Here is a 12,007-nt window from a genome sequence, read left to right as displayed (position 1 = left end):
AGCACAGATAAAATGATAAAAAATATTACGAATGTAAAGGGGATCAAATGTTGGGGAGCCCATTCAGGGATTAAATCGATGCGCAGAGATCTGGCCTTGATTTTTTCCGAAGTGCCTGCTGCTGCAGCCGCTACGCTGACGCAAAATAAGGTGCAGGCCGAGCCGATAAAAATCACCAGAAGAAACCTGAAAAACAATAGGGCTCAGGTGATCGTCTGCAATGCCGGAAATGCCAATGCCTGCACTGGAGAGCAGGGTAGGAAGGGCGCTGAGGCGATGGCACAGACGGTAGCAGAAGCACTGAAAATCTCAGCGGACGACGTGATCGTGGCTTCCACAGGCTTGATCGGTGAGCCATTCCCGACTGAGGAAGTTGTAGAAGGGATCAAATCTACTGTCCCCAAGCTGTCCAATGATACCAAAGCGGGGTCTTTTCTGGCCAATGCTATTCTCACCACAGATACATTTGCCAAGGAAGGCTTTGTCGATTTTGAGTGGGAGGGCAACACCATTTCTATAGGCGGTATTGCGAAGGGATCAGGTATGATTCACCCCAATATGGCTACCATGTTGAGTTTCCTGGCAACGGATATATCCATTGATGAAAAATTGCTGCAAAAAACGCTCAAGCATTGTGTGGATCGTTCATTCAATATGATCACGGTAGATGGTGACACGTCTACCAACGATATGGTGGCCATCCTGGCAAATGGTATGGCGGGAAACAAAAAGGTGACCAGTGAAACTGACCCTTTATTTGTGACATTTAAAGACAAACTTCAGGAAATACTGGTCCACCTGGCCAAACTGATAGTTTCCGACGGCGAAGGAGCCTCCAAGTTTATAGAATACAAAGTGTCCAAGGCAATTTCTGAGAATGTGGCCATGAAACTGGTGCGGGCCATTTCGGATTCCACATTGGTGAAAACAGCCATGTTTGGGCGGGATCCCAATTGGGGGAGGATTATCGCTGCCTGCGGCAATGCAGGTATCAGTTTCAATTACAAGAAAGCCAACCTGTACCTTGGCGATGCCAATAATCAGGTATTGGTTTTGGAGCGGGGAACGCCCACCACCTTCGACAAAAACCACATGAAAAAATTACTCAGAGAATCTCATATCAAAATTAGGTTGGAGCTCAATACCGGCAAGCAGGAAGCGGTAGGATGGGGGTCCGATCTTACTACAGATTATGTCATGTTCAATTCAGTGTACACGACCTGAGCAATTCACATCAGACATACAAATAGCGGCCGGCAGCAATCAGTATCTGCCGGCCGCTGTTCGTTTACGGCGACGTAAATGAAATACCTCACAGCCCCAGCGGCAAAATATAAGCTGCCCTCAGACCCAGTAAGCCGAGTTGGAAAGGAGAGGGGCCGGCATGCTGGTACCTCAGACTCAATTCCACGCTATTTAATAAATAGCCCAACTCAGCAGCAAAAGTAAATTCCATATTGCTTTCCGAATAGGTATTGGGTTGATTTTTGTATTGGTTGATAAACAGCGTTGCACCCAGTTGGGGCTCAAAGAAGAAAGGTTTAAAGTTTAACCGGTACCCTGCTAAAACGGGGAGCAGGTGGAGGGATAAATTTTCTCCGGTAGGTAAAATAAATGCAGGATCCAGTGGAAAATACAGGTAGCTGGCAGTAAGCGCCAGCTGCGCATTGTATCCGACGCCATAAAGCCCCTTGACAGAGGCCCCAAATCCCGCTGGAAATTGAGTCTGATAGTATTCATTCAGGGTAATGCCGGCGTCAAACCCAAAATTGATTTGGTGTACCCCTTCCTGCGCCACACTTTTCCAGGAAAGCAAAAATAAAAATGAAGCAATAATGAAAGGTCTGATCATTGTCTTGAGATAAAAAGGTATGCGAAACATCATTCGGGTTTAAAGATATAAAAAAATGGGGATTTGCGCCTGTAGAGAGAGACATTTGGTCTCTTGAGTTGACACAGTAGTAAGGTTGTAAAAAACAAAAAGGAGAAACAGGGTAAAAGACATTTCCAATTTAAAGAGATTTAGTCCACCTCATTTGATGTACCAAACCCGAGATACCCTATAACCTGCCGTTACGGGCCTATTTGCTTTAATGCCGGCTATGTAACCTGGTATTGGGAGGAACGACCGCTCATTGAAAAGGAAATAATCAAATAGATAGAATAAAATTTCAGAAAATACAAGCTGACTTCCTTATACCAAATTTAATATTGTTAATTTTCTGAATGAAAAACCGGTCAGGATTAAGTAATTTTTAATTTTTTGGCATAAAAATTAAATTAAAATAAATTTTTATAAAAAGACTATGTTTCTTTTTTAAAATAATTTTTTTCTATACCTTTGTCATATCAAATCATTCGGATTTGATTTGTATAACCCTCAACGGGGAGCAGGAGATGACAATGGTCATGGGAGGTTCGAATCCTTCTTGTACATCTTGGTTATTTTGGGTTTATTGTTAATTGACTTAAGCTATGAAATTTTATTTCATAGCTTATTTTTTTTTATATAAAAACTAATTATATAATCTTTTGTTTCCCTTAGCTGCGCTTACCCTTGTGCACCTGGTACTTTCTGCGGCTAGGGATTTTTGAGGTCTAGCCCATAGGGAACTGAAATGCCGTCTGTCATTCTGCGAAGGGAATTAGATCATATCAAATACTGACTTTGCTCATGTTTTTGGGGTCCAATGCTGTCTACCTTTGAATCGCAAACGGTGATAGCTCACAAGTATATGCTAACCGTATTTCGATTTTCGGACCTAAACCAAAAAGCAATGTATCAATTTTCGAAGAAGGTATTTTTACTGGCATGCCTTAGCCTGGGCTTTATCGCCTTTAATGGGTTCAGCCAGCAATCGTATGAAGTGGCAGACAAGCCAGAAATGAAAGTCTCCGGCACCTCCACCCTTCACGATTGGAACATGGTCTCTTCTGAAGCAAGTGGATCGGCATCACTGAGAGTTTCTGCCGGGAAAGTTACCAGTATCAGCACAGCAAAGTTCAGCATGCCGGTAAAAGCGCTGAAAAGCGGAAAAGGTCAGATGGACAACAATGCCTATAAGGCATTGGAAGCCGATAATCATCCGCAAATCAGTTTTACCCTACTGGAAGCCAATCAGGACGGGGGAAACGGCTGGAAGGCTACGGGAAGACTTCAAATTGCCGGTGAATCCCGAACTGTTCCTTTTCAGCTTCGTGTAGCTCCGCAGGGGAACAGTGTCAGGGTGAATGGATCTGCTAAGATAAAGTTGACAGATTTTGGCCTTGAACCACCCACAGCCGTGTTTGGTACCATCAAGACCGGCGATGAAATGACAATTACCATTGATATGAATCTTAACCCAGTAAATTAAAACTTTTATGATTATGAAAAGCAGGATTATTATATTATCAGTAGCAGTATTATGGGCATTTTTGGGCCAGGCCCATGCCCAGCAACGGGACATGCAATTCTGGAGAGCATATGATCAACGGGGGATCAATGTATTTGAAACCGGAAAAGCAGACACAGTAGCATTTGACGGTGTGAGGGTGCGTATTGGCGGGGCTTTTGCCCAGCAGTTTCAATCGCTCAGTCACGAAAACAGCGCAAATCCGGTTGTGAATGAGAATGGCGTCAATACCAACGAATTGATCGATATTGGTTCCGGATTTAATCTGGCAACTGCCAACCTGAACATTGATGTGGCCCTGGCCGATGGTATCAGGTTAAACCTGATCACCTACCTTTCCTCCAGACACCATCCTGAAACCTGGGTCAAAGGCGGATACCTCCAGTTTGATAAACTCAAATTCCTAAACAGCGCTCTGTTTGATCAGATGATGGAGAAGGTCACCATTAAAGTAGGGCATATGGAAATCAATTATGGAGATTCCCACTACAGAAGATCAGACAACGGAAATGCCTTTTATAATCCCTTCGTAGGCAATTATATCATGGATGCCTTTGCCACCGAAATCGGAGCGGAAGTCATATTCCAGGACAATGGTTTCCTTGCAGTTGCCTCAATGACCGGTGGCGAAATTCAGGGGGGCGTCACCAACCCTGCACGCCGAAAGCCCTCATTTATCGGCAAACTGGGCTACGACAAGACGCTGGATAACGAACTGCGGCTCAGGCTGACCGGCTCCGTATATACCACTGGAGGTTCGGTAAACAATACGCTCTGGTCTGGTGACAGGGCAGGATCCAGGTATTACCTGGCTATGGAAAATACCCTTGCTTCGACTGCTGGCAATTTTACCTCCGGCAGATTCAATCCCGGTATGCGGGACAATGTGACCGCCCTGGTAATCAATCCTTTTGTGAAATTTCAGGGTCTGGAATTATTCGGTACCCTGGAACAGTCCAGAGGAAAGGCCGCTAATGAAACAGCGGAGAGGACCTGGAATCAGGTGGGGATAGATGCAGTGTACCGTTTTGGAGCAATGGAGAAGTTTTACCTCGCCGGCAGGTACAACCAGATCGGCGGAGAAATGTCCAATGGACTCGAACCTTCCATCTCCCGGGTGCAGCTAGGTGGTGGCTGGTTTATTACCAGAAATATTCTGGCTAAATTAGAGTATGTAAGCCAGAATTATCAGGACTTTGCTGCCAGCGATATCAGAAACGGAGGCAAATTCAATGGCCTGATGATAGAAGGAGTTATCGGATTTTAAACCACTATAGGTCATGCGTATCGCCAGTCTTTTGATTTGTAGTCTCTTATGGATGGGAAGTCTCCAGAAGGAAACTTTGGTCATCCAGCAAAAGGAAATTATCGTAAAGGGGAAAACCTCTATTGGTGATTTTGAGTGCAGTTACGACAAAGAACAGATTGGCGATACCTTGTTTATTGGGCCAATGAATACCACAGCCAGATCCCTGAATTTTACCATTCCGGTTAGGGAATTTGGCTGCGGTAATTTTATTTTGAACGGAGATTTTCGCAGAACGCTGAAAGCCGATCAATATCCGGTCTGCGAGGTGAGGGTGCTGCGTCTTTTCAAAGGACAATCCAACCTTTACGGGGATTTGTCCATCAAATTAGCCGGCAAGCGATTGATGCTGGATAAGGTAATGTTTGACAAAAGCCAATACCTTTTGGCTGGAAAGGTCCAGCTCTCCTTTGAGGAGCTGGAGTTGGAAACTCCCAGCCGTCTGGGAGGATTGGTCAGCGTAGAGGAAAATATTGATCTGGAGATCAAATTGTACACAGGCCCCGGATAAGCGACTAATTCTTGTCTTTTCCCAGGCTGAACTGATAATCTTCTGGCGTACCCTTCACCCGAATATTGACAAACCTTACTTTTTTATCTTCGTCACGGTAGACAATTTCATCTTCCTGATCAGGATCGATTTCATTTTTATTCCTGCCCCCAAAAAGGGAGCGAAAACCGACCTGAGTGACCATTCCCAGTGGAACCCGGATAAAATAATCCATACTCAAATCCAATCCCTGCTTGCCCGATAACTCAATGAATCCAAGGCTTGAATTGACAGTCATGCTGGGAATTAATAACATTCCGTCCCTGACATCAAAGGTATTCTGAAGGGTGTCAAACCGGACCATGTTCAGGTTTTTATCTTTGAAATAGGAAGACATGGCTTGTAAGGGCGTGAAATTCACCAAACTGCCCTGATATACGGTAAGGTCCATGTGTGCTTCGCTTTTTTCGATAATGGGGGTAAGGTCGGGATGAACCAGAAATTTACTGGTGATGGTACCACTTACTTTACCATGAAGGTTTTCATTAATCATGAAATCCTGGCCGAAGTTATCGAATTTAACCATCAGCTTGTCTATATCCAGCCTGTCTGCTTTCATGGTGCTGTGAAAATAAATGTGCTCCGGGTCTGAACCATTAAAGTATCCATCCATTCCCATGCTGCCATCAGCTGTCCTTAAGGAAAGCGTATCAACATATAGGTAATGGTTTTTAGTAGTTCTAAGTTCTGCTGTGAGATCTTCAAGCCAATAATTGTGGTAGTTCATCTGCCCGATTTTAGCTGAAAAGTGCATGTCTGAAAAGGGCAATTCAAAAATATTGAAGGTGTCTGCGTGGACTACTGGTTCTCCGCTGGTCCTTGCTTCGTAGTTCATCAGGGCATCGAGGTCCAGGGCATTGGCCTTTAGTGCAAAACTATTCGGGCGGCTACGTAACAGGCTATCTTTTCCAGCAAAATAGGCCATGTTGATTTCAAAATCACTTTTCCCCAACCTGCCTCCAAAGTTCTCAACCAGGGTATTCCCATCTTCAAAATGGATGTTGCCTTTAAAGTCTTCCAGTTTTAGCGGGTGAATATTCAGCTTACCCTCCAAATGATGAAGTTGTAAGTCTGCAGACCGGAATACAGAATCGTAGTGCAGGTCCAGATGGCCTTTGAGTCGTAAATCTTTCAATTCCTCGTCTCTGTAATCATCCGGCAGATAGTTTTCTCCCTTATAGCTAAGAAGGTCTTTTACCTTCAAATGTTTGGAATCCAGGTTAAAATCAAAGCTACTCGTTCCTGTCTTTACCGGATGTAGCCACTTGGTATAATTGGAAATCAGCCCCGAGAAATGGAAATCGCTTCCATCAATTTCACCGGTGAAGTTCTCGATGGAGATATCGTTTTCCAAAATCCGAAGCAATACATCAAAATCATGAAATGTATGGGGGTAATTGCTCAGTTTGGCATAAAAATCTTCGACTTTAAAAGTTCCTTTTGGAAGGTATTTGAAGTTGGTCAATTCTCTGGCATTGCTGTGGAGGGATAGTTTAAATTGTAAATCGCTAATGATTTCATCGGTACTTGCCATTAAAGTTGAGTCAAATGCAAGCAATTGTGGGATACTGACAGTGCTTGATTTATTTGTCAAATCCAGCGTTACGTCTTTGTCAGAACCATGGAAAACAGCAGGGAAATCACTGAGACTTCCTTTAAACACAAAATCAGAATCTCCAATGGAAAACTGCAATTGGTCCAGTGTAACCCGGCCATTTTCCATTACGGCATGACCATTGGCATTGGTTACCGGGAAAGGATATTCCGGAATGAAAAAAGAAAGGTTTTTTAAAGTCAATTCACTGTCTATTCCAGCTTTCAATTGGGCCATACTTTGTCCTGGCAGGTCCAGATCTACCAATTCATCCAGGTCCATATCTAAAATAATTTGCCCCTGAAACTTTTGTAAACCTTCAATTTCGAAAAACTGGCTCATAAATTCCATGTCCAGATCCGCATGGAGGTTGATTTTTATGTAGGGGTCTTCAAAATTCCGGATTACCAACCTCCCCTGAAAAACCCCCTGCTCTGGTTTCGCATAGAAATTTTGTAATCTCAGTTCGGAGGATTTAAGGTTTCTGTCTTTTCCATTAGTAAAAAAGCCTGAAAATCTCAGGTCATCTACCCGTTTTTCTACAGACGTATTTACGAAGTAGGCATTTTCACATCCAAACTCCACAGCCACGGCTGGCGTATATCCGTTGGCGGATTTTCCTGATATGGTACCCAGAAAATAGATTTGCCCTTCGTTTTTATACTTTTGCAGTGCCTCAGCGACTTCCTGAGGTGCGAAAGCGGCAAAAATATTGAAATCCGGTTTTTCACCATATAGTTTGAGGTCAAGGTTGAAATCGTCGTCTATATCCACCATGCCTTCCAGGCTAAACCGGGAGGCCTCCAGAGATAATTTTGAGGGGGAGATGGTAATCTTTTCCTCATTCCGGTCATAGTCTGTTTTCCAGTCCAGTTCCAGGTGTTTGTTATTAAAAAAAGTAGGTACACCGTCCTGTAGCACAGTCAGTATCAAGCTTGATTCCATTTCGAGGTATACCTGATCTGAGACCACAGAGAATGTTGATTTTAATTTTTCCACCCGGGACAAAGTCTCCAGACCCGAAGCCTGATCGAAAAAGGAGAGGTCAAATCCCTCCAGCGTGAATTGGCTAAGATTAAACTCAAAAGCCTCTGAGCTGGCGTCGGAAGCGGCTGTATCTGCTTTGACGTTTTTTGCCAATAACAGATTGATGTCTCCATTTTCATATTGTACCAGATCCAGGTGACCATTTTTAATTTTGATGTTCTTCACATCATAGCTTCCCAGCAAAATATCAAAGACATTAAATCCCAGATAAACGTCCTCTGCCTCATAGAGAGGTTTGTTCGTTTTTGCCTTGTCTTCAAAAAAGCGCAGCCCCCGCAGGTCTACAGAGATATACGGAAAGGTGGCGAAAAGAGAGATATAAGAATCGGAGATGGTCAATTCGCCCTCAAACTGCTCATTGACCAGATCAAGCGCTTTTCGGGTGATGGAGCTTTGGTTGGTATAGATCCCGAGCAGTCCGCCTCCTAAAATTAAAAATGGCAATAGGACCAGGACTACCACAATAATCCGTTTTCTTCTTCGCATATGCAACGCCTTTGAATCCAAAAAATAATTACGGAATATTACAAAAAAAGATCAATTATTACCAAACCATGTAAAAATATTAATTCAGCTCCTGGATTATTAAATTGTCGGTACATTTTGCCGATTCTTCTTTCTGAAGCTGACCGGGCAGCTACAGCAACCGATTCCGGCAGGATTGTGATTTTTGGGATGCAGATAAGCCTCACCAATCCAAATTCCTCACTTTAATCAATTGATAAAGTAGCTAACGCCCAATTTCACGTTGAATCTTCCGCCGTACTGAGGTTGGACCTTTACCTCTCCGTTTAGCCCCAGCACTTCCAGAAACCTGTATAAGGCTCCGCCACCAAAGTGAACACCGGAAGCCCCTCTGAGCGGGTCTTGCCTATCAAATTCTGATCTTCTCCGATAAAAACCGTAGCCGAGTAAGCCGTAGGCCTGCAAGTCATCTTCGGTAAAATAATACCTACCCGTCAGATCAATCTGGCTTGCTTTACCTGTTTTGGGCAGGTAAACAGAAAATGAGGGCGCAAAGGATACATTGTCTACCGGAAAATACTCACCAACGAAATTTACGCCCAGATAATCGGTGCCGGTAGAAAAATCATGTCCGTATTGGAAGCGGTACTGGCCTTCAATTTGCGCCTGGCCAATATTCCAAAGACAAAGGAATAGGAAAATGAAACAAATTTTTTTCATGGATACCAGTATTGATTAAAATGAAGGTAAACTTCTCACCACGGGCCTCCTCTTATTTCTGAAATCCAGCGTGTACATGATGTTAAGCCTGATGACGTGTCGGTTGCTGTACGTGGACGGAATAGATGTGGGTCCGTAGGTCCACATGTGACCGCCAAAGAACATAAAGTTGTTATAGGTGTAGCCAATAGCTGTATAAAGCCTGTTTTCTTCCAATATATCTGTTATGTGGCTTCCGGTTTGGAAGAATATCTCATTGGAAGGCGCGATGAAAAACGTTTTATTTTCCATTTTTGGCTTGTTCAGTGGAACATAGGCTGTGATTTTGTAGCGAAAACGGTTTGTATAGTTGTAATCTGCCCCGATGTCATTGTACCTTTTCCAACGGTGCTCAAACCTGAATTGGTGCAGGATCTTTACACTTCCTACACCCTGGGTCAGCAGCCATTGGTGCCAGATCCTGGGTTCGATGGTATAGTTCAGGTATCCCGGATCTTCAGAGTCCGGAGCAAAATTAAGGACCACGGTGGGGCCAACAGTTACTTCAAACTGATCGTTGAAAAGATAGGTAAAACCAAACCTGTTGTAGATCTGGCCCATTCGGCCAAGGAAATCCGTTCTGTCATTCAGGCTGGACCGTCTCCTGTAATGGTTTTCCTGATACCAGAAAATCCTGTCGGTCAGGCGCAACTTGATATAAAGGCCATTCCATAATTCTGTCGTAGGACTTAGGTTAGTCCTTTTTTTGGGAATATAGGGCTCATTTTCCCCGGATCCCTCCTGGGCATTGGCACTGAGAACTGTAAGGAAGACCCAAAAGCAAAACCAAAATTTCATGCAAGAAGTCATTTTAAGAAAATTCATCTTCTTAATTAAATTATAAATCAAGTGCGGACTCTATCCTGTTGATACTACTTCTTCTGCCTAGCCGTCTTTCCAAGCCTTTGGTATCGGCATCTCTTAGTTGGATCATCCTTTCCTGGAGTTTTTGAATTTTACTGATATGGTCTTTTATTTGGGTATAATCTGACTCATCCTTTAGCGCTTCGAGGTAATGCTCAAACAGCTTTACCGCTCCGCTTTCATAAAGCCGCTCTTTTGCCCGCACATCATAGCGGGTATAGGTAAAAGGGTTAAACGTTTCCTCCTTGTACAGTTCGTCAATTTCCTCATTGGCAGGATAGATGGCGGAGAGCTCAGGTAACCTGATTGTCAATTCATTGAGTAAATCCAACATCAATTCACCTTTCTCCGTCTTGATTGCAAAATCCTCAGCTTCGGCATATTGTTCACTGAAATCGGCAAACGATTCTTTTAGAAAATTGGCAAATATCGCCTCAAACATTTCCTGTTCCTCTTCTGAACCGGTCTCCTGGCCGAGATAAAGTGAATCGACACGGGTTTTTTCTTCCAGGATTTTGGCTTCCAAAGCCATCAGTGTATTATCTACTTCTATTGAGTAGAGTTGGTCGTCGACGTAGCTTCCCAGTCGTGACGCGATTGACAACTCTTCCCTAAGGTAGTTTTCGAAACTCTTAAAAAAGGCTTCATTTCCTTCAACGCTGACTACTCTGGGAATCATGCGCCTTAATGTATCCCCCTGATATTCGTAGGTAATCAGGTCTATCGGAGACATGAATTCGATTCCTCTACCCGTAAAATTGTTCAGGTCAAAATATTTGATATCACCGGACTCGATCAGGTCTAAAAAGTAGGCCATCTGCTCAATTTTCAATTTCCTGTCCTGGAAGTAACGGTATGCAAAAGAAAGGGAGTCACTTTTATCTTTGTTGAGCGAGAGCGAATTCATTTCGCTGGTCCTTGTCACCAACTCTTCCAGTTCACTGTAGATTTTCGGGATTTCCCGGAGGCTTTCCTCTGTTTCACTTTCATACTCAAATTCAAACCTTTTGGTAAAGAAAGGATAGGTAAGGATTTTTCCATCTTCATCCACAGCTTCATCAAATTGGAGTAATTTGGAAATGAACTCATCAATAAACTCATTTCCGTCCACCTGAATTTTTAAGTGAGGTGAAGAAGGCCGGTATCCATCATTGAAAACCAGACCGAACTTTCTTTCTGCGATTTCAAATCCCTCGTTTTCGCCCTCATTGGCCTGGTTCAGTTTTTCTATAGTGGAATAAAAAATTGCCTCCTCAATTCTTTCATTGGATTTCAGGTTTCTTTTGGTTAATCCGAGCAGGAACCCGTTTTCGTAATTCCGGACTTCGGAGATGAGCAGGCTGTCTTTGAGATAGACCAGAGACCACTCCCCGTCCATGAAACCCCTGTCATTAATTTCGCCCCGGATAAACTGGGTAAAATCTCCTTCAAATCTTCTGAAATAAATATCGTCAACTATATAGCCATCGGAGAATTTTATGCTGTTTGCGGTAGCCTTTGGAGCCAACTCACCTTGTACAAAAGTTCTTTCATCGAAACGCCAGTTACCTTCCCGGATCCCATTTCTGTAAGTGGCATTGACTTCAATGTCCTCACTTTCCAGGCTGGCGATTACTTCAAAATCGATGACATCGTCCAGACTAATTCTATGGATTTCACTGTCAAAACGCCAGTTTCCCTCTTTCTTATTTTGCTGGTATTCTCCACTTACCTGAAACTTCTTCAATAATGTCTGGTCGAGTGAATCGATTTCTGTCAGACGAAAACGGAAAAAACCATCTAAAATCAGCTTCCCATCGTTGTCCTCGCTAAACTCAAAAGTCGCCTGTCCCTGCCTACCCTTGAATTCATAATCACCATCATACACCTGTTGAGACTGTCCCCAGGCTATTGAGTGCTGGAACACAATTAAAATAAGAATAAGAAAGTGTTTGTACATAGTTATTTAAATCACAAAGCGGCCATAAGCAATTATTGATTTATCAATTAGATGAAACAGACGTGAAATTACTCCTTACAAACTGACT

9 protein-coding genes are annotated in these 12,007 nt (G+C 43.3%); 4 read left to right on the top strand and 5 right to left on the bottom strand.

Annotated elements, in window-relative coordinates:
- The first annotated feature begins 12 nt into the window (after window positions 1–12).
- Window positions 13–1,224, top strand: a complete 1,212-nt coding sequence (argJ, locus tag BUB19_RS12320; RefSeq protein ID WP_073094836.1) for a bifunctional glutamate N-acetyltransferase/amino-acid acetyltransferase ArgJ — start codon at window positions 13–15, stop codon at window positions 1,222–1,224.
- An 88-nt stretch (window positions 1,225–1,312) separates the two neighbouring features.
- Here argJ and BUB19_RS12315 read toward each other — a convergent pair whose 3' ends face one another.
- Window positions 1,313–1,852, bottom strand: a complete 540-nt coding sequence (locus BUB19_RS12315) for a porin family protein (protein WP_218588562.1) — start codon at window positions 1,850–1,852, stop codon at window positions 1,313–1,315.
- Between the two features lie 925 nt (window positions 1,853–2,777).
- Between BUB19_RS12315 and BUB19_RS12310 the strand changes: the two genes are divergently transcribed.
- The 3 genes from BUB19_RS12310 to BUB19_RS12300 are packed head-to-tail and all read left to right on the top strand — an operon-like array spanning window position 2,778 to window position 5,212.
- Window positions 2,778–3,356 (top strand): YceI family protein, encoded by a 579-nt coding sequence (locus BUB19_RS12310; RefSeq protein WP_073094925.1) that lies wholly within the window; start codon window positions 2,778–2,780, stop codon window positions 3,354–3,356.
- 13 nt (window positions 3,357–3,369) lie between these two features.
- The gene (locus BUB19_RS12305) at window positions 3,370–4,662 is read left to right on the top strand and encodes a hypothetical protein (protein WP_073094834.1); all 1,293 of its coding nucleotides are present in this window, start codon (window positions 3,370–3,372) and stop codon (window positions 4,660–4,662) included.
- 13 nt (window positions 4,663–4,675) lie between these two features.
- The gene (locus BUB19_RS12300; protein ID WP_073094833.1) at window positions 4,676–5,212 is read left to right on the top strand and encodes a hypothetical protein; all 537 of its coding nucleotides are present in this window, start codon (window positions 4,676–4,678) and stop codon (window positions 5,210–5,212) included.
- 4 nt (window positions 5,213–5,216) lie between these two features.
- On the opposite strand, the gene BUB19_RS12295 is transcribed toward BUB19_RS12300, so the two are convergent.
- The 4 genes from BUB19_RS12295 to BUB19_RS12280 form a co-directional block, all read right to left on the bottom strand.
- Window positions 5,217–8,378 (bottom strand): AsmA-like C-terminal region-containing protein, encoded by a 3,162-nt coding sequence (locus BUB19_RS12295; protein ID WP_073094832.1) that lies wholly within the window; start codon window positions 8,376–8,378, stop codon window positions 5,217–5,219.
- 228 nt (window positions 8,379–8,606) lie between these two features.
- The gene (locus BUB19_RS12290; protein ID WP_073094831.1) at window positions 8,607–9,077 is read right to left on the bottom strand and encodes a hypothetical protein; all 471 of its coding nucleotides are present in this window, start codon (window positions 9,075–9,077) and stop codon (window positions 8,607–8,609) included.
- Between the two features lie 15 nt (window positions 9,078–9,092).
- Window positions 9,093–9,914 carry a DUF2490 domain-containing protein gene (locus tag BUB19_RS12285; protein ID WP_084097233.1) on the bottom strand — a complete coding sequence of 274 codons (822 nt, stop codon included), beginning with the start codon at window positions 9,912–9,914 and terminating at the stop codon, window positions 9,093–9,095.
- A gap of 40 nt (window positions 9,915–9,954) precedes the next feature.
- A complete protein-coding gene (locus BUB19_RS12280) occupies window positions 9,955–11,886 on the bottom strand; it encodes a hypothetical protein (protein WP_143156018.1) in 1,932 nt (643 codons plus the stop codon).
- Window positions 11,887–12,007: the final 121 nt, after the last annotated feature.

It is taken from the genome of Cyclobacterium lianum, assembly GCF_900143075.1.
In the GTDB taxonomy this organism is placed as follows: Bacteria; Bacteroidota; Bacteroidia; order Cytophagales; family Cyclobacteriaceae; genus Cyclobacterium; species Cyclobacterium lianum.
This window is presented reverse-complemented; position numbering and strand designations above follow the sequence as displayed.